This window comes from Streptomyces sp. NPDC088124, from assembly GCF_040685895.1.
In the GTDB taxonomy this organism is placed as follows: domain Bacteria; phylum Actinomycetota; class Actinomycetes; order Streptomycetales; family Streptomycetaceae; genus Streptomyces.
In genome coordinates this window covers 1-18,093 of record NZ_JBFBJB010000027.1, presented here as the reverse complement: position 1 = coordinate 18,093, position 18,093 = coordinate 1, and the positions used below count along the sequence as shown (strand labels likewise).

The 18,093-nt window shown below is 71.1% G+C and carries 21 protein-coding genes and 1 pseudogene; 13 read left to right on the top strand and 9 right to left on the bottom strand.

All coding sequences use genetic code 11. The features are described from left to right. The first annotated feature begins 331 nt into the window (after positions 1-331). The 7 genes and pseudogenes from AB0P17_RS22720 to AB0P17_RS22690 all read left to right on the top strand — a co-directional run bounded on the left by AB0P17_RS22720 (position 332) and on the right by AB0P17_RS22690 (position 4,795). Positions 332-1,543, top strand: a complete 1,212-nt coding sequence (locus AB0P17_RS22720) for a DMT family transporter (protein ID WP_365813653.1) — start codon at positions 332-334, stop codon at positions 1,541-1,543. Between the two features lie 41 nt (positions 1,544-1,584). After that, the gene (locus AB0P17_RS22715) at positions 1,585-1,962 is read left to right on the top strand and encodes a DsrE family protein (RefSeq protein WP_365813651.1); all 378 of its coding nucleotides are present in this window, start codon (positions 1,585-1,587) and stop codon (positions 1,960-1,962) included. A 134-nt stretch (positions 1,963-2,096) separates the two neighbouring features. Next, a complete protein-coding gene (locus AB0P17_RS22710; RefSeq protein WP_365813649.1) occupies positions 2,097-2,825 on the top strand; it encodes a VOC family protein in 729 nt (242 codons plus the stop codon). A gap of 192 nt (positions 2,826-3,017) precedes the next feature. Beyond that, positions 3,018-3,428, top strand: coding sequence for an ester cyclase (locus AB0P17_RS22705; RefSeq protein ID WP_365813647.1), 411 nt, complete (start codon positions 3,018-3,020; stop codon positions 3,426-3,428). A 138-nt stretch (positions 3,429-3,566) separates the two neighbouring features. After that, a complete protein-coding gene (locus AB0P17_RS22700) occupies positions 3,567-3,770 on the top strand; it encodes a DUF397 domain-containing protein (protein WP_365813645.1) in 204 nt (67 codons plus the stop codon). A gap of 232 nt (positions 3,771-4,002) precedes the next feature. Then, entirely contained in the window at positions 4,003-4,383 is a 381-nt protein-coding gene (locus tag AB0P17_RS22695; RefSeq protein WP_365813644.1) for a hypothetical protein, read from the top strand. A gap of 107 nt (positions 4,384-4,490) precedes the next feature. Then, positions 4,491-4,795: pseudogene (locus AB0P17_RS22690) on the top strand (hypothetical protein). A gap of 67 nt (positions 4,796-4,862) precedes the next feature. Here the strand turns inward: AB0P17_RS22690 and AB0P17_RS22685 are convergent. The 7 genes from AB0P17_RS22685 to AB0P17_RS22655 form a co-directional block, all read right to left on the bottom strand. After that, entirely contained in the window at positions 4,863-5,129 is a 267-nt protein-coding gene (locus AB0P17_RS22685; protein ID WP_365813642.1) for a DUF3099 domain-containing protein, read from the bottom strand. Positions 5,130-5,280: 151 nt separating this feature from the next. Further along, positions 5,281-5,568, bottom strand: coding sequence for a DUF1416 domain-containing protein (locus AB0P17_RS22680; RefSeq protein ID WP_030590573.1), 288 nt, complete (start codon positions 5,566-5,568; stop codon positions 5,281-5,283). 29 nt (positions 5,569-5,597) lie between these two features. Then, positions 5,598-6,437: a sulfurtransferase gene (locus tag AB0P17_RS22675; protein ID WP_365813640.1), complete on the bottom strand. Its 840-nt coding sequence runs from the start codon at positions 6,435-6,437 to the stop codon at positions 5,598-5,600. A gap of 157 nt (positions 6,438-6,594) precedes the next feature. Next, the gene (locus AB0P17_RS22670) at positions 6,595-6,702 is read right to left on the bottom strand and encodes a putative leader peptide (RefSeq protein ID WP_365813638.1); all 108 of its coding nucleotides are present in this window, start codon (positions 6,700-6,702) and stop codon (positions 6,595-6,597) included. A gap of 291 nt (positions 6,703-6,993) precedes the next feature. After that, positions 6,994-7,743 carry a DUF2993 domain-containing protein gene (locus tag AB0P17_RS22665; RefSeq protein WP_365813636.1) on the bottom strand — a complete coding sequence of 250 codons (750 nt, stop codon included), beginning with the start codon at positions 7,741-7,743 and terminating at the stop codon, positions 6,994-6,996. Positions 7,744-7,909: 166 nt separating this feature from the next. Beyond that, positions 7,910-9,256 (bottom strand): hypothetical protein, encoded by a 1,347-nt coding sequence (locus AB0P17_RS22660; protein WP_365813634.1) that lies wholly within the window; start codon positions 9,254-9,256, stop codon positions 7,910-7,912. 10 nt (positions 9,257-9,266) lie between these two features. Next, entirely contained in the window at positions 9,267-9,521 is a 255-nt protein-coding gene (locus tag AB0P17_RS22655) for a MoaD/ThiS family protein (RefSeq protein ID WP_365813632.1), read from the bottom strand. 655 nt (positions 9,522-10,176) lie between these two features. Between AB0P17_RS22655 and AB0P17_RS22650 the strand changes: the two genes are divergently transcribed. From AB0P17_RS22650 to AB0P17_RS22625, 6 genes are all read left to right on the top strand, one after another. Next, complete coding sequence (locus tag AB0P17_RS22650) at positions 10,177-11,034, top strand: response regulator transcription factor (protein WP_365813630.1); 858 nt, start codon at positions 10,177-10,179, stop codon at positions 11,032-11,034. 24 nt (positions 11,035-11,058) lie between these two features. Continuing rightward, a complete protein-coding gene (locus tag AB0P17_RS22645; protein ID WP_365813628.1) occupies positions 11,059-12,081 on the top strand; it encodes a LacI family DNA-binding transcriptional regulator in 1,023 nt (340 codons plus the stop codon). A gap of 199 nt (positions 12,082-12,280) precedes the next feature. Continuing rightward, complete coding sequence (locus AB0P17_RS22640; protein ID WP_365813626.1) at positions 12,281-13,387, top strand: trypsin-like peptidase domain-containing protein; 1,107 nt, start codon at positions 12,281-12,283, stop codon at positions 13,385-13,387. A gap of 62 nt (positions 13,388-13,449) precedes the next feature. After that, complete coding sequence (locus tag AB0P17_RS22635) at positions 13,450-13,635, top strand: hypothetical protein (RefSeq protein WP_365813624.1); 186 nt, start codon at positions 13,450-13,452, stop codon at positions 13,633-13,635. A 58-nt stretch (positions 13,636-13,693) separates the two neighbouring features. Then, on the top strand, positions 13,694-14,542 hold the full coding sequence (locus tag AB0P17_RS22630; RefSeq protein WP_365813622.1) for a response regulator transcription factor: 849 nt from the start codon (positions 13,694-13,696) through the stop codon (positions 14,540-14,542). Continuing rightward, entirely contained in the window at positions 14,539-16,008 is a 1,470-nt protein-coding gene (locus AB0P17_RS22625; protein ID WP_365813620.1) for a HAMP domain-containing sensor histidine kinase, read from the top strand. The genes AB0P17_RS22630 and AB0P17_RS22625 overlap by 4 nt, the downstream gene beginning before the upstream one ends. Positions 16,009-16,054: 46 nt before the next feature. Here the strand turns inward: AB0P17_RS22625 and AB0P17_RS22620 are convergent, their stop codons facing one another. Beyond that, positions 16,055-16,972, bottom strand: coding sequence for a phosphatidylinositol-specific phospholipase C (locus tag AB0P17_RS22620; RefSeq protein ID WP_365813618.1), 918 nt, complete (start codon positions 16,970-16,972; stop codon positions 16,055-16,057). A 172-nt stretch (positions 16,973-17,144) separates the two neighbouring features. Continuing rightward, a complete protein-coding gene (locus AB0P17_RS22615) occupies positions 17,145-17,552 on the bottom strand; it encodes a DUF4157 domain-containing protein (RefSeq protein WP_365813616.1) in 408 nt (135 codons plus the stop codon). Positions 17,553-18,093: the final 541 nt, after the last annotated feature.

The following is an 18,093-nucleotide window of genomic DNA, read 5'->3' as shown; positions in this document are numbered from 1 at the left end:
CCGGCGAAGGTCCTGTGGGGCGGTGTCGCCTGGCCTCCGTGACACCGCGCCCGACGGAGAGGGCACGGGGCCCGGCGGCCAGGGCACGGGCTCCGGACAGCCCACGCCGACGCCGCGACAAGGCGGGCGGCGCTGACAACCCCTGGGCGGCCTCGCCCCGTCTCCCAGTCTGCCCCCCTTGCTGCCACCCTCCGCATTCCCACGGCACAGAAACCACGTACCCAATGACCCATACCGGACAGTCGCCCAAGGCACCCACCTCTCCCACCGCACCCGCCGCACCCGCCGCACCCGCCGCACCCGGAACGACCGTGGACGGCGGTACTCGCGCGTGAAATCCAGAATCGACCCACTGTCCGTCACGGCGATGGCCGTCACCGTCGTCTCCATCTCGGCCACCGCGCCTCTCACCGCCTTCGCCTCCGCCTCACCGCTCGCCATGGCCTTCTGGCGCAACGCCCTGGGCTTCGCCGTGCTCGGGCCGCTCCTTCTGCTGCTGCGCCGCCGCCAGGTGGCGCGCGTCGTACGGGGTGAGCGCCGCCTCCTGCGCCGGGAGCAGTGGGTACCCCTGATCTTCGGATTCCTCGCGGCCACGGCGCTCGCCCTCCACTTCGCGGCCTTCATGACGAGCACCCGGATGACCACGGTCGCCATGTCCACGGCGCTCGTCGCCACCCAGCCCGTCTGGCAGGCCCTCATCGCCGCGGGCCAGGGCGTCAAGACCTCCCGCAGGACCTGGACCGGGCTCTCGCTCTCCGTCGCCGGAACGGCCCTGGCGGCGGGCCTGGACATCCAGGCCGGCGGTACGGCGCTGATGGGCGACCTGCTCGCGCTCCTCGGGGCTATCGCCCAGGCCGCGTACACCGCCCTGAGCGAGCGGGCGCGCGCCGATGTGAGCACCCCCCTCTACTCGACGTTCACCTCGCTGGTCTGCGGTCTGGAACTCCTCGCCGTCTGCTGGCTGGCCGACATCCCGCTCACCGGCTTCGACCGGGAAACCCAACTGTCGCTGCTCGGGCTGCTGATCCTCCCCCAGATCCTCGGACTCGGCGCGCTGAGCTTCGTCCTCGGGAAGGTCTCGGCGACGACGGTCAGTGTCGTGCTCCTGCTGGAGACCCCGGTGGCCGCGTTCGCCGCGTGGTGGCTGATGGGGCAGAACTTCGAGTTCGCGACCGCGCCCGGACTCCTGCTGGTCATCGTCGGGGTCATCGTCGTGGTGACCAGTGACGGCGCGGAACAAGCCGCGGCACAGCAGGGCCAACACGGCCAACACGGCGCGGAGATACCACCGTATCCGTCCTACGCCCCGTACACCCCCCAACTGCCGCCTTCACCACACCGGCACGGGGGCGAACGGGACCCCAGAGTGGACTGGGCACGGCACACCGGGGTCGACAGTCCGACGGTCACGTTGACCTATCACGGCGCGGGGGCGTTCGACACCCTGACCTTCCGCAGACCGCTCCCGCCGGCACTGGAGGGAGGGGAGCCCGGCGACGACCATCCCACCACGGTGCTGACTCACCGGGACCGGCTGCGGTGATCACTCCGGGGACCTCGGGGCGACGGATTACCATGCGGCCCATGCAATCCGCCGAGAACGCCAAGAAGCTCGTGATCAAAGTGACCGCCGGGACCGACGCCCCCGAGCGCTGCTCCCAGGCCTTCACGGTGGCCGCGGTCGCCGTGGCCAGTGGGGTGGAGGTCTCGCTGTGGCTGACCGGCGAATCGGCGTGGTTCGCGCTGCCGGGACGGGCGGCCGAGTTCGAACTGCCGCACGCCGCGCCGCTGCCCGAGCTGATCGAGTCGGTCATGGCGGCGGGGCGGATCACGCTGTGCACGCAGTGCGCGGCGCGGCGTGGGATCACGGAGAAGGACGTGCTGGACGGGGTACGGATCGCGGGCGCCCAGGTCTTCGTCAGCGAGATCATGGCGGACGGCGTCCAGGCACTCGTCTACTGACACCGTGCGGAGCGGCGGGTCGGGCAGGACGGTGGTCTCGGGCCCGGGCCGTTAATCGGTTGACCGGATGGCACCGTCTGGGCAGGCTCCAGCCACGACTTGGACGAAAGCCTTCCTGAATCGGGGACCGAGGGATGACTTCCCACCTCCACGCGCTGTGCGTCGACGCGCACGACCCGCACCGCCTCGCGCACTTCTGGGCCGGCGTCCTGGGCTGGGAGACCACGGACGACGCCCACGACGGCCTCGTCCTCCTGCCGAGCGACGACACCGGGTTCCGGATCCGGTTCCTCCCTGCCCAGGAGCCGAAGACCGGCCAGAACCCGATGCACTTCGATCTGACGAGCACGTCCCTGGAGGACCAGCGGGAGACGGTGGACAGGGCGCTCGGGCTCGGCGGCCGGCACATCGACATCGGCCAACGCCCCGAGGAGGGTCATGTGGTGCTCGCCGACCCCGAGGGCAATGAGTTCTGCGTCATCGAACCGGGCAACAACTTCCTCGCCGACTGCGGATTCATCGGGGCGCTGGCCTGCGACGGCTCGCAGGACGTCGGGTACTTCTGGAGCGAGGCACTCGGCTGGCCGCTGGTCTGGGACCAGGACCAGGAGACCGCGATCCGCTCGCCGCACGGCGGTCCGAAGGTCACCTGGGGCGGCCCGCCGCTGATGCCGAGGACCGGGAGGAGCCGACTCCGTTTCGACCTCGCTCCCCCGGCCGGCGGTGATCCGCAGGCGGAGGTCGACCGGCTCGTCACCCTCGGGGCGACCCGGATCGAAAGCGGCGCGGACGAGGCCGGCCGGGTGATGATGACGGATCCCGACGGCCGTGAGTTCTCCGTGCTGACCGCTCCTCAGGGCTGATCAGCGGTCATCCTTGCCTTGATCGGTCGCCACCGGACTCACTCTCGACCGGCTCGTCCGCCCCGGGGCGACGCGGACCGGCGGGAACAGGCAGCCGAACACCTTCACCTCTACCGTGGAAGGAGAGAAAGGGTCGGCCATGGCAGCCCGGACCGGCGTGGCCCGCCCGACACCACGACGCCGGGGAGTGCCATGTCCCGCAACAGCAACCTCGCCACGTTGGAAAAGCTCGGATCAGCGGTCAACGAGAACCGTCTCGGTGAACTCGAAGCCTATTTCGTCTCCGATTCGGTGGATCACGACCCGGCTCCCGGCCAGATCCCGGGGCCGGCGGGCTACGAAGAAATGTTCGCCACGATGCGGCGGGCCTTCCCGGATCTGCACATCGAGGTCGAGCACGTCGTCGCCACCGACGACGAAGTCGCCTTCGCGTACACCATCACGGGAACCCACCTCGGTGAGCTGATGGGGCACGCCGCGACGGGACGGACGGTGAGCTACCGGGGCATGCAGATCAGCCGGTTCGCCGACGGAAAGCTCGTCGAGCGCTGGGGCAGCAGCGACGAACTCGGCATGCTGCGTCAGCTCGGCCTCGCGACGTGACGCGGCGTGACGTCACGCGGCGCGACGTGGCGGCGTAACCGACGCCACGCGGTCCCGTCCGGCCGCTGCTCTCGCGCTACGGACGGTTTCTCCGCTCCAGCTCGTCCAGCCAGCGCTCCGCCTCGTCGTTCTCAGAGCATGTCCACCTACGACTGGCAAAAGTCTTCCTACAGCGGCACCGCGGCCAACTGCGTCAACGTCGCCGCGGCCACCGACGGCACGATCAGGCTCCGCGAGAGCGAGGCCCCCGACACGATCCTCACGGCGACCCCCGAGAACCTGGCCGCCTTCATACGCGGTGTCAAAGCAGGCCAGTTCGACCACTTCGCCACAGGGCCGTAGACCAACAGGCCCACCACCACCGCCGAGGCGGAGCGCCGTACGCGATCCGGTCGGCCCCGAGCAGGGCGAGCGGCCCTGATGCCCACTCGCTGTCCCGTCTCATGACACCTTGCCTCCGTCTCACCTGGACTTGTTGGTCCGCACACAGAGACAACATCACGTGAGACGGCTCAGCGATGAGCCCGGAGAGCGCCGCCACGCTGCGAGAACCCGCTTGTTAGATTCGTCCGCCATGCGATCACGTGAATACGACCTCGACTTCCGCGACAGTGCCGCGCGCATACGTGCCTGGGGTATCGGCCTGCTGGCTGTGGCCACGCTCCAGTGGACATGGTGTGCCCTGTTGCTGCTCACGCCGTACAAGGTCGATGAGGAGCCCGACGACCGTTACCCCGCGGAGTGCGAGTCACGGTTGCTGACCGAACGTGGTACGGCCAACGATGGTCTGCAAAGGGGAGATTGGTGTCAGAACGAACGCGACTGGCCCGAAGTCCTGGCTGTGCTCGGACTGTCCGTTCCGGTGTCGGTCGTTGGTGTGGCGCTCTTCACGAGCGGCAGTGTGAGCATCCGGATGAGTGCCCACGCCGAGGCGATGCGCGAACTGGACAAATAACCCGGGCGCACGGAACGCGTAGCGTCCACGGGTTGGCCGGCCGCTGGTTCGGGTGAATCGGAGCTGTGGGTCCGGCATGCCGGAAGCGGCCGGTAGCCTCCGGCACCATGGGCATCCAGATCGATGTAGTGGTGGGTTACCCGATCAACGATGAGGTGGAGAGGGTGCTCGGGTTGGCCGAGGCGGTCGGCGAGCCCGTCACTGTCACGCGTTCACGCTCTTTCGCCGTCGCGCAGGAGGGCGCACGGCGGTTGCCCGCAAAGGAGTGGTGGTCGCCGAACTGCTGGGCCCCGACGAGGCGCACTGGCTCCAGGAGAAGGCCCGCGATGTCCGCCAAGGCTTCATGGATCCGAAGCAAAAGGCGGCGTTCGAGGAGTTCCTTGCCCGGCAGGCATCCCTGGACGATCGGTGACGCGCCACCGATCGTCCGCGGTTCGAGGTGGGCGACGGCCCCGGTGGCCGTGGCGGGCGGTGAGGGGTTACGGGCGGTTCCGGCGCTCCAGTTCGTCCAGCCAGCGCTCCGCCTCGTCGTTCTCGTGGCCCTGCGGGGGCTCGTCCCACCAGCGGTCGTCCTTGTCCTTCGTGTTGCCCACGATGGCGGCGATCGGCGGGATCAGCAGGGCGACCACGCAGAGCGCGATGGCCGCGGGGACGGACCAGATACGCACGAAGGCCCAGGCGGACACGAAGAGGAAGAGACATCCGCCCATCAGCGTGAAATACCGGCGACGGCGTCGCGCGTACATACCTTCAGCGTACGACTCACGGGGGCCGACCGGAACAGCGTCGGATGCCGGTAGGGCCGGAAGGCGCCGGAAGCGCCGAACGGCGCCGGAAACAGCGCGTAGGGCCGCGCCCCGGTCCCCCCGGGGTGCGGCCCTACGCGTGTGCGAGCGGTCAGACCGCGATCGCGACCTCGGAGAGGCCGCCGGTCTGCGCGACGACCGTACGGTCGGCCGAGCCGCCGGGGACGAGGGCGCGCACCGTCCAGGTGCCCTCGGCCGCGTAGAAGCGGAACTGTCCGGTCGCCGAGGTCGGGACCTCCGCGGTGAACTCTCCGGTCGAGTCCAGCAGGCGTACGTAACCGGTGACGGGCTCGCCGTCGCGGGTCACCGAGCCCTGGATGGTGGTCTCGCCGGGCTTGATCGTCGAAGCGTCGGGGCCACCGGCCTGTGCTCCACACATACTGTTCAGTCCTCCAGGTCGGGGCGGGATTACTTGTTGGCGCCGAGCTCGATCGGCACGCCGACGAGCGAGCCGTACTCGGTCCACGAACCGTCGTAGTTCTTGACGTTGTCGACGCCGAGCAGCTCGTGCAGGACGAACCAGGTGAGCGCCGAGCGCTCACCGATACGGCAGTAGGCGATGGTGTCCTTCGCCAGGTCGACCTGCTCCTGCGCGTACAGCTCCTTCAGCTCGTCGTCCGACTTGAAGGTGCCGTCGTCGTTGGCGTTCTTCGACCACGGGATGTTGCGCGCGGACGGGATGTGGCCCGGACGCTGCGACTGCTCCTGCGGCAGGTGCGCCGGGGCGAGCAGCTTGCCGCTGAACTCGTCGGGCGACCGGACGTCGACCAGGTTCTTCGTGCCGATCGCGGCGACCGCGTCGTCGCGGAAGGCGCGGATCGAGGTGTCCTGGGCCTTCGCCGTGTACGTGGTGGCGGCGCGCGTCGGGACGGCCTCGACCAGGTCGCGGGAGTCCAGCTCCCACTTCTTGCGGCCACCGTCGAGGAGCTTGACGGAGTCGTGGCCGTAGAGCTTGAAGTACCAGTAGGCGTAGGAGGCGAACCAGTTGTTGTTGCCGCCGTAGAGGACGACGGTGTCGTCGTTGGCGATGCCCTTGGCCGAGAGGAGCTTCTCGAAGCCCTCCTGGTCGACGAAGTCACGGCGGACCGGGTCCTGGAGGTCGCTCTTCCAGTCGATCCTGACCGCGTTCTTGATGTGGTTCTTGTCGTAGGCCGAGGTGTCCTCGTCGACCTCGACGATGACAACCTTCGGGTCGTCGATGTGGGCCTCGACCCAGTCGGCGTCGACCAGAACGTCGCTGCGGCTCATGCTTTTCTCCTCCGGGGCAGTGTGCGGGGGGCAGTGTGCTGCGAGGTGATGGTGCGGGCGTACGGCGCGCGAATGGCCCTGAGAGCGCTCGAAGGGCCCGGGAAGACGGGGCGGGGAGTATGCGGAACTGAACAGTCCCGCCGGTCCGGCGTCCCGCTCAGGCAGTGCGACAGAGCATGGCGGCGACGCGGCACAGGTCTACTGCCCGCCGCTTCGTGAGGTCCGCCTGTCCCCGCTGAGGGAGACCGCCGATAAAGCACTGCATGGGTCCGATCGTAGGGACGACCGGGCGGTCATGTCACCGGTGTGTCACATGTCAAGACACGATCATCCGCAATGTGGGACTCAGGGTGGCACGTGAAGCCCGCCCCGGGAAGGCGGCGCGGCGCCCCGGGCCCGCCCCGGCGGATGGCACGGGAGGCCGTCCGGAGAGCGTCCGGGGAGCGTCTGGAGAGCGGACGTGGCCGTCTCGGCATCCGGCCGCCAGGCCATACGCAGATCGGTCGGACCCTGCGTCGGGCCCTGGGGGCGGAGTCTGCGTCGGGCCGCATGTCACTCAGCCGGACAGGGAGACGTCCGTGCCCGTTCCGGAGAAGCTCAGGCCCGCCTCCGTCGCCGTGACCTTGTCGAGCTTGATCGTCGACGGCAGCCCGTCGATCTTCAGGTCGTAGTCGACGACCTCCCGCATCTGCTCCTCCGCCCCCGGCACGTACAGCTCGGGCAGGCTCGCCGCCTTCAGCCTGACCGTGTCGCCGTTGACCAGCGAGACCGCGCTGTACGCGGTGAGGGTCTTGCCGTCCAGCAGCCCCTTGAACGGGCCGGGGACGGTGATGCCCGCGCCGTCCAGCACCTCGCCCATCGGGCCGGAGAGCTTGACCTGCCCCTTGGCGGCCCGCTCGGCGCCCGCGTAACCGACGGTCGCGCCCTGCGGCGCGGAGCCCGAGAGGTCCGCGTACGAGATCTGCGCCGAGCCGGTGGCACTGGCGGCGGTCGCCGTCGAGAAGCTGCTGTCGAACTTCACGTCCTTCAGCTCCGCCTTGACCTCGGTCACCCGCACCGCGTGGCCGTCGGCGCTGGCGCTGACGCCGTCGAGGCCGATCCGGACGTCGTCCAGGGACGTGCCCACGACCTGGGTCAGAAAGGGGAACCCGTTGATGGAGACCTCCGGGTCGGAGGCGAGGCCCGCGCCGGACCTGATCCTGCTCGCCACCTGGTCCTCGGCGAAGGAGACCGCGACCCGGTCGGCCGCGACGAACAGCCCGCCGAAGACCACGACGAGTATCAGCAGTGTCCGCAGTGCGCGCATCGTTCGGTGTCCCCCACCCTGTTCATGACCGGTCTGTGTGGTCCGGTTCGCTCCCCGGCCGTCCCCTGGTCGGATCCGGTCGTACTGTCGCAGGACGTTTGGCGGAGACGTACGGTTCCCGCCGTACGGTTCCCGCTGTCATCCGCCGTATGCCCCGCGGCGGGTGTCAGGCCAGCGCGCGGCCCAGCAGGTAGACGGCGGGCGCGGCGGCCGTGAGGGGCAGCGCCACCCCGGCCGTCATGTGCACGAACTTGGACGGGTAGTCGTAGCTCGCCGCCCGCAGCCCGACCAGCGCGCAGACGCCCGCTCCGAGCCCCAGCAGCGCGCCCTGGACGCCCAGGTCCGTCAGCCCGCCCGCCACGATCCCGCCGCCCGCGCCGGCCAGCAGGGACACGGCGACCGAGACGAAGCCCGGCAGCGGCAGCGCGCGGGCGACCGTGGCCGCGGCGACCGCCACGCCGCCGACGGCCACCGCGTCCGGGGCGGCGGCGAGGTGGCCCGTGGCCAGGATGGCGAGCGCGGCGGAGACGACGGTGGCCATCAGGCCCGTCATGCGCTCGTCGGCGCTCGCGCGGCTGCGCAGTTGCAGGACGAGGACGAGCAGCACCCATACGCCGAGGGTCCCGATGATCGCGGCGGGACCGTTGGCCCGGCCCGCGGCGAGCACGGCGATGTCCGCGACGATCCCGCCGAGGAAGGCGAGCGCGATGCCCTGCCGGGCCGGCCACATGCCGTTCAGCCGGAACCAGCCGGCCGCGGTGACGGCCTGGAGCAGCACCAGCGGTACGAGCAGCGCGTACGGGCCGAGGGCCGCGCCCCCGGCGAGCAGCAGCCCCAGCGCCGCCGTCAGCGCGGCCGGCTGGACACCCGGCGGGATGATCGGCGAGCGGCCCTCGGCGCGGGCGCGCTGGGCGTCGGTGACGCGGGCGTTGCCGAGCGTGGTGGGCGCGCTGTATCCGGCGGCGTCGAGGGAGCCCGGGCCCGCCTGGGGCTGCCCCTGCGCCTGGGGCTGCCCCTGCGCCTGGGGCTGAGGCTGGGGCTGGACCCCGGCCTGGGCCTGGGGGGCGTGCGGGGGCGCCTGCGCGGGCGCGGGGGCCGGGGCGGGGGCCGCCTGCGGCGGAGGCGTGTAGGCGCCCTGCGGCGGCAGGTACGCGGTGTCGGCAGCGGCGGCGGCCTGCTGCTGGTACGGCTGCGCCGCCTGCTGCTGGTACGGATGGGGCTGGGCCGGGGCCTGCCCGTAGGACGGCTGCCCGTAGGTCTGCTGCGCGGGCTGCGGGGATGGCTGCGGGGCCGGCTGCTGGGCAGGAGGCTGAGCGAGGGGTTGTACGTGGGGCTGGTACTGGGTGTCCCAGGTCTGCCCCTCCCACGTCTGGGCGGCCTCCCCGCCCGGCTGCCCCGGCCCGGCCTGCTCGGGCGCGGCCCACCCCTGGTCCGGCGGACCGAACCGACCCTGTCGGCCCTGCTGCCCGTACGGGTCCTGCTGCCCGTACGGATACTGCTGATCGTTGCTCATGATGTGCGGTTCACCCTCCTGCGAACGGCGGGAGCACCTCGACCGTGCCGCCCTCGGCAAGGCGTACGGTCTCATGCTCGCGAGTGCCCACGGGGTCACCGTCGACAATGAAGGAACACCTCTGGAGTACCCGGGTCAGCTCACCCGGGTGCCGGACTCGCGCGCCGTCGAGCGCCTCGGCCAGGCTGTCCGCCGCGTAGGGCTCCTCCGCGATGCCTGCCGCTGCTCTGGCCGCCGCCCAGTAGCGGATCGTGCCGGCTGCCATAGAGGCAACTCCTTTCGTCGGACTCCATGATGTACGGCGCGGACACGCCTCTGTGCGCCCCCTGTGCGATCCGCACAACCGGGGCCCGGCGGTCTACGGTCCAAGTCCTGCGTGAATCCCCCCGCGAACCCCCGGACGGACCACCCGCACGAAACCCCCCGTACACAGGCAGTACACCGTTTCTTCGTGAGCGTTCCGGGCCCTCCCGACGCGGTTCCGGTGCTGCTCAGAGGCGGTTCCACGGGCCTGTGCCCGGGGTCCGACGGACCGGTGTCCTCGCATGATCTGCGCGATTGCCCCTCTGACATGGAAGGAATCTGGGTTATTCTCCTCCGGAGAGGATCCGGGCAAAGCAGCCCCCGGGTCCTTTTGTGTTTTCCGATCGTTGTTACAGCCAGATGTCACAGACGGAAGACACGGACATCCGGGCCGCGCCCCCGGGGACGAGGGGCAGCGCGGGCCGTACGGCAGTACAACAGCAGTAGGCACCAGGCAGTAGGCATGACGCAGTAAGCATTGAATTGAGCAGTGAGCAGTGCCGCATACGTCCTCGCAGGGACCGAGGAGGAACCGACGTAATGGGCAAACGAACCGTGAACGACAAGAGTCCGGGCAAGAGTCCTGGCAAGAGTCCGGCCGAGGCAGGTGAGCGGCGATGAGTTCTCTGCTGCTCCTGACGAACGCCCTCCAGCCCTCGACGGAGGTGCTGCCGGCCCTCGGACTGCTGCTCCACAACGTGCGGGTGGCCCCCGCCGAGGGGCCCGCCCTCGTCGACACCCCTGGTGCCGATGTGATCCTGATCGACGGCCGCCGTGACCTCCCGCAGGTACGGTCGCTCTGCCAGCTCCTGCGGTCCACCGGACCCGGCTGCCCGCTGATCCTCGTCGTGACGGAGGGCGGTCTCGCCGCCGTCACCGCCGACTGGGGCATCGACGACGTCCTGCTCGACACCGCGGGCCCGGCCGAGGTCGAGGCGCGGCTGCGGCTCGCGATGGGCCGCCAGCAGATCCAGACGGACGACTCCCCCATGGAGATCCGCAACGGCGACCTGTCGGTCGACGAGGCCACCTACAGCGCGAAGCTGAAGGGCCGGGTCCTGGACCTGACCTTCAAGGAATTCGAGCTGCTCAAGTACCTCGCGCAGCACCCCGGCCGGGTCTTCACCCGCGCCCAGCTCCTCCAGGAGGTCTGGGGGTACGACTACTTCGGCGGTACGCGGACCGTCGACGTGCACGTACGGCGGCTGCGCGCGAAGCTCGGCCCGGAGCACGAGTCCCTCATCGGGACCGTACGGAACGTGGGCTACCGCTTCGTCACCCCGGAGAAGGCCGAGCGCGGCTCCGAGGACGCCAGGGCGAAGTCCGCGGCCCGCGCGGAGGACCGCGCCGGGGACCGTACGGAGCCCCGCCACGAGAAGGCCGAGGCGCCCGGCACCGACGCCGGGGCGGCCACCGGAACGGACGCGGCGCAGGAGTCGGTCGAGGAAGCCTCCGTACGGCCTGCCCAGCGATAGGTCACCACGCGTAGACTGCCGCGCGTGGCCAAGGTGACGCGGGACGATGTGGCACGACTGGCGGGGACTTCCACCGCCGTCGTCAGCTATGTCATCAACAACGGACCCCGGCCGGTCGCCCCGGCCACGCGCGAGCGGGTGGTCAACGCCATCAAGGAGCTGGGGTACCGGCCCGACCGGGTCGCCCAGGCCATGGCCTCGCGGCGGACCGACCTCATAGGGATGGTCGTGCCGGACGCCCGGCAGCCCTTCTTCGCGGAGATGGCGCACGCGGTGGAGCAGGCGGCGGCCGAGCGCGGGAAAATGGTGCTGGTCGGCAACTCGGACTACCGCGACGAACGGGAGGTCCACTACCTGCGGGCCTTCCTCGGCATGCGGGTCTCCGGGCTGATCCTGGTCAGCCAGGGCTTCAGCGAGCGCGCGGCGGCCGAGATAGAGGCGTGGGACGCCCGCGTCGTGCTGCTGCACGAGCGCCCCGAGGGCATCGACGACATCGCGGTCGTCACCGACGACATCGGCGGCGCGCAGCTCGCCACCCGCCACCTCCTGGAGCACGGCCACCCGTACGTCGCCTGCCTCGGCGGCGTCGAGTCGACCCCGGCGGTCGGCGACCCGGTGACCGACCACGTGGAGGGCTGGCGCCGGGCGATGCTGGAGGCGGGGCGCCCGGTGGAGGGACGGCTCTTCCAGGCCCCGTACAACCGTTACGACACCTACCTGATCGCCCTGGAACTCCTCGCCCGCCCCGACCGGCCCTCGGCGATCTTCTGCGCCACCGACGACCAGGCGATCGGCGTCCTGCGCGCCGCCCGCGAGCTGCGCCTCGACGTCCCGGGCGACCTGGCGGTGGCCGGCTTCGACGACGTCAAGGAGGCGGGCCTGACGGATCCGCCGCTGACGACGGTCTCCTCCGACCGGCCCGCGATGGCGCGGGCGGCGGTGGACCTGGTGCTGGACGACGGCCTGCGGGTGGCCGGCTCACGGCGCGAGCGCGTGAAGCAGTTCCCGTCGGCGCTGATAGTGCGGCGCTCCTGCGGCTGCGCGTAGCTCCGGGACCCTGCCCGGCACCGGCTGCGCGTAGCTCCGGGACCCTGCCCGGCACGTGGCCCCCACATGTGGCCCCGGCCGGGGCGGCTGATCCGCCCGGCCTTTGCGCCTCGGCCTTTATATGGGGCATACACGGTTTTGTTGCCCTTCTCAGCGCCTCCTCAGCCTGTTCTCATGTACGGCGCCGAGAGTCGTTGCCATGACCGACAACTACCGCGGCAGCGGCGACGCAGACAGCACGCAGCAGCACCCCACCCAGGGGTTCCAGGGCCCGGCCTACCCGCCGCCGCCCTCGTACGGTCCGGCATACTCCGCCACCCCCGCGCCCGGCCCCGCCGCCACTGCCGCGGGCCCGTACCCGCACGGTGCGCACGACCCGCACGGTGCGCACGCCTCCGGCAGGACCGCGCGGCGCGCCAAGGCGCCCGTCGCGCTGCTCGCCGCGGTCGCGCTGGCCGCCGCCGTCGTCGGGGGCGGGTCGGCCGCGCTGATCGGCGCGTACACGGGGAACGGCGACGACGGCGGCAACGGGGACACCGCCATCCACGGGACGACGGTCTCGCAGAGCAGCACGGGCACCGTCGCGGGTGTCGCGCAGTCCGTGTCCCCGGCGATCGTCGAGATCAACGCGGCCTCGAACAGCGGTGAGTCCACCGGCTCCGGTGTGATCATCACGTCCGACGGCGAGATCATTACCAACAACCACGTCATCGCCGGGGCCTCGTCCGTGAAGGTCCAGCTCAGCACCGGCAGGACCTACACCGCGAACGTCGTCGGCACCGACCCGGACAAGGACCTCGCGCTGATCAAGTTGGAGGGCGCGAGCGGCCTGAAGACCGCCTCCCTCGGCGACTCCAGCCAGGTGAAGGTCGGTGACGAGGTCGTGGCGATCGGCTCCCCCGAGGGCCTGACCGGCACCGTCACCAGCGGGATCATCTCGGCCCTGAACCGCGATGTCACCGTCGCCAAGGACCAGGACCAGGGCCGGCAGCAACAGCAGGGCGGCAACGGCGGCGGCAACTGGCCGTTCGAGTTCGGCGGCCAGCAGTTCAACGGCGACACCGGCTCCTCGAAGACCACGTACAAGGCGCTCCAGACCGACGCCTCGCTCAATCCGGGCAACTCCGGCGGCGCCCTGATCAACATGAACGGTCAGATCATCGGCATCAACTCCGCGATGTACGCGCCGAGTTCGTCGTCCTCGATGGGCGGCTCCAGCGCCGGCAGCGTGGGCCTGGGCTTCGCCATCCCGATCAACACCGTCAAGGCGGACCTCTCGGCGCTGCGCTCCGGCGGCGCCGGCTGACCTCGCCACCACCGTTGACGTACCACCCCGTACGACCCCGTACGACCCCGCAGGAGACAGTCATGAACGGCACCCACGCCCCCCTCACCCGTCCGGCGGGACCGAGCGATCTGGCGCTTCCGCTCGCCCTCGTCCATGATCTTGCCCAGGCCGCGGCGCCCACGCGCCGCACGGACGAGATACGTACCGCCACCGCGTCGAAGAGGCGTGGAACGGGCCGCCGCCACAAGGCCGCCGTGCGAGGCTGAAGGCAGGCAGCACACCTCAGCGCCCACCCGCTGACCGAGACCGACGAGGTAGAAGCGAATGAGTCCCGCCGAAGGCGATCGCGATCCGCAGCGCATCCTGATCGTCGACGACGAGCCCGCCGTACGGGAGGCCCTCCAGCGGAGCCTCGCCTTCGACGGATACGGGACCGAGGTCGCCGTCGACGGGGTCGACGCCCTCGCCAAGGCCGCCGCCTACGCGCCGGATCTGATCGTCCTCGACATCCAGATGCCCCGCATGGACGGCCTGACCGCCGCCCGGCGGCTGCGCGCGGGCGGCTCGAAGGTGCCGATCCTGATGCTCACCGCCCGCGACACGGTCGGCGACCGCGTCACCGGTCTGGACGCGGGCGCGGACGACTACCTGGTGAAGCCGTTCGAGCTGGACGAGCTGTTCGCCCGGATCCGCGCGCTGCTGCGGCGCAGCTCGTACGCCTCGACCGGCTCCGGCGAGGTGGCCGCCGAGGACGTCCTCTCCTTCGCCGACCTGCGGATGGACCTGACGACACGCGAGGTCACCCGGGGCGACCGGCGCGTGGAGCTGACCCGTACCGAGTTCACACTCCTGGAGATGTTCCTCGCGCACCCGCGCCAGGTACTGACCCGGGAGCAGATCCTCAAGGCCGTGTGGGGCTTCGACTTCGAGCCCAGCTCCAACTCGCTCGACGTGTACGTGATGTACCTGCGCCGGAAGACGGAGAGCGGCGGCGAGCCGCGCCTGGTGCACACGGTGCGCGGGGTGGGATACGCGCTGCGCGGCGACACGGGCGGCGGCGGCGCGGGTACGGGCTTCGTCACCGACGGCGGGCACGGCGGACCTGCTGGACACGGCGGCCACGGCGGATACGGCGGCCACGGCCACCGGCACCGGAACGGCGGTCCGGCGTGACCGGTCCCGTCCAGCGGTTCCGTGCGCTCCCGCTGCGCTCCCGCCTCGCCCTGCTGGTCGCCTCTGCCGTCGCGATCGCCGTCGCCGCCGTCGCCGTCGCCTGCTGGCTGCTGACCCGCACCCAGCTGCCGAGCGAGCTGGACTCGTCCCTGGAGAACAGCACCGCACCGCTCAGCTCGGTACAGGACGCGATCGCCGCCTGCAACGCGGGCACCAACCCCGAGACCAGCGCCACCTCCGGGTTCGCCTACATCCAGGTGGTCCTGCCCAGCGGGCAGCGCTGCGTCTCTCCCGGCTCCGAGCCCGTGAAGGTCCAGCAGGAGGACCTTCAGGTCGCGGACGGCTCCCTCCACACCGCGCTCCACGACAGCGTGACCGACGACGGCGCCAAGGTCCGCGTCTTCACCCAGCGCGCCGCCTACCGGGGCCTGCCGCCGGTCGCCGTCTCCGTCGCGCGCCCCCTCGCCGAGATCGACGCCTCCCTCAACGAGCTCGCCGTGCTGCTCGCGCTCGTCGCCGGGGTCGGGGTGGTCGGCGCGGGGCTGGCGGGTCTCTGGGTCGCCAGGTCGGGGCTGCGGCCGGTCGACGGGCTGGCCCGCGCGGTCGAGCACGTCGCGCGTACGGAGGACCTCACCGTCCGGATCCCCGTCGAGGGCGAGGACGAGATCGCCCGGCTGTCGCGCTCCTTCAACTCCATGACCGCGGCCCTCGCGTCCTCCCGGGACCGGCAGTCGCAGCTCATCGCCGACGCCGGGCACGAGCTGCGGACACCGCTCACCTCGCTCCGTACCAACGTCGAACTCCTCGCCCGCAGCGAGGAGACCGGCCGCGCCATCCCCCCGGCCGACCGCAGGGCGCTGATGGCGTCCGTCAAGGCGCAGATGACCGAGCTGGCCTCGCTCATCGGGGACCTCCAGGAGCTGTCGCGGCCGGACGCCGCCGACCCCGGGCCCCTCCAGGTCGTCGCGCTCCACGAGATCATGGGCAGCGCGCTGGAACGGGCGCGGCTGCGCGGCCCCGACCTGACGATCACCACGGACCTGCGGCCCTGGTACGTACGGGCCGAGCCGGCCGGCCTGGAGCGTGCGCTGGTCAATGTGCTGGACAACGCGGTCAAGTTCAGCCCGTCCGGCGGTACGGTCGAGGTCGCGCTGAGCGGCGGGGAGGGCGGCACCGGCGAGCTGACCGTACGCGATCACGGCCCCGGCATCCCGGCCGAGGAGCTGCCGCACGTCTTCGAACGCTTCTGGCGCTCCCCGACGGCGCGCGCCCTGCCCGGCTCGGGGCTCGGCCTGTCGATCGTCGCGCGTACGGTCCAGCAGGCGGGCGGCGAGATCGCGCTGCGCCAGGCGGCGGGCGGCGGGACGGTCGCGGCGATCCGCATCCCCGGCGCCCCGACACCGCCGCCGGAGGGCCTGGACGGGCTGGGCGGCCTCGGCAACCTGGACGGCGCGCACCGGGTGTGAGGGGGCGGGGCCGGGCCACGGCCCGACGCCCGCCCCCTCTCCGCTCTCAGCCGTTGTGCCGTATCAGCGACTCCACCAGCCCGGCCCGGGTGGCCGGGAAGTCCAGCGGCACGATCCCGAGACCGCGCCAGCCGCTCGCCTCCGACCCGTCGAGGAGGGTGTGCACCCGCGGGTTGAGGGTGTCGGAGTTCCAGCGGGGCGTCGACAGGAACGCCGTACTGACGAAGTTGATGTACATCTTCCCCGGCTGCGCCACGGCCTTCCGGAAGTGGGCCTCGATCTTGGAGTACTTGGCGCCCGGCTCGGCCTGGTAGTCGTCCTGGATGTCGAAGTACGCGCCGTCCCCCCACCGCAGGCCGGGCAGCCCTCCGTTGTCCCCGATCAGCACGACCTTGCCGCGCGCCGCGCCGAGAGTGGGCAGGCCGTTGTCGAGCCGGAAGAGGGAGCGCCAGCCCTTGCCGTCGAGATACGTGTCGAAGATCCGCCGGAACTCCGCGTCGCTCTCGGTGGAGTACTCCTGCTTGACCCGCATGAGGACGGTCTCGGAGGGGTTGGCCCGGAGGAAGTTCCGGCAGGCATTGAGGACGTCGTCGAAGTTCAGGTTCTGGTAGAACGCGCCGTGGTGGATGGAGAACGCGCCGTCGAAGAGCCGGCAGCGGATGTCCAGGAAGCGGATGCCGCTGGTCAACTGCTCGGCTATGGAGGTGTTCTGGCAGGCCACGAAGAGGCCGCCGGAACGGGCGCCGGAGTTGTGCGTACCGGGAATGGTCAGGCGCTGTACGGGGGTCGAGTCGGCGAAGCCGCCCATCCAGTCGTGGGTGGCGAATACGCGCGGGGACGTGGCCGCGCGGGCGGAGGCCGCGACAGCGGTCCCGCCACCGGCGCCCACGCCCACCAGGGCGGTGGCGGACACGGCGAGGGCGCCGGCGAGAAAGCCGCGGCGGGTACCGGGGGATGTGCTCATGTGGGGGTGCCTCCGTCGTCCGTAAGGGCATCAGGGAAACAGCCCTCGGATTATGACGGGTACACATCACGAGTGGAACACATTCACGGGGATTGGTCTGTACCAGGTGCGCCAGGGCCCTGCACCTGCCGACCCGGCACACAGCGCCCGATCACTCGAACCACCCCTCGAACTACTGCTCTTCCTCCTGCGATTCGCCCTTCCGCCGCGGCGCCGACTGCACGGACACGGGGGCGGCCTGCGTCGTCTCGGCCGCCTTGGCCGCGCGCTCGTGCGGGTCACCCTCGCTGCTCATCGTCATCCCGTTACCGACCGACGTCCCCGAGACCGCACCCTCGCGCTGCTGGAGCACATGCGCGGTCTCGTGCCGCTTGGTCTTGATGTCATGGCCGCCCTTGCCGAGCACGATGTGCTCGCCGGCGGTGTACGCACGCGCCCCGATACCGGCCGCCGCACGCTGCGCCTTCGCATCGTCGTGCACCTGCACCCCGGAGAGGTCGGCACCGCCGTGCCACGCCTCCAGTTCGCGGAGCTCCGCCCCGGCGAGCCGCTTCCCAGGGCTCTGCGTCACTTCTTTCACGAGGTCAAGAGTGTGTGTCTCGTCCTCGGGCTCGGACTCGGGCGCGCGCATACGACGCTGTACGGGAAGGGACGCCCCGGCATCCCCATGACCGCACGTCGGGCTGTGGCTGTGCCGCTCGTCCGCCAGCATCCGTGCGACGGCCGCGTTGCCCACGGACCGCTGCAGCGCCAGCACCGACTCCCCGCTCCGGCCGCCCGGTGCCGCGACCGGCGAGAGAGGGGCAACGGGCGGGGCAGCAGCCGTCCGGCCATGCGCGCCGACAGAGGGCAACGGCATACCCCGCCGGGCGCCCTTGTCCGACTTCTCTTCGTGACCAAACAAGGGGATCGCCTCATTCGCGCAGCACCGACACAGGCCGAAATGAACTCAACCAATGACGGAGCCGGGAAGGGAAGGACCCGGAGGACACCGGTAGAGGCAGATGCGCTGCCCCTTCCGCTCCTGGCTCGTCGTCGAGCGCGAGCGCGAGCGCATCGCCTTCCGCTCCGCCGAGTACTGGGACCTGACCGGCACGTTCGCCACTGGCCGCCCGGGGGAT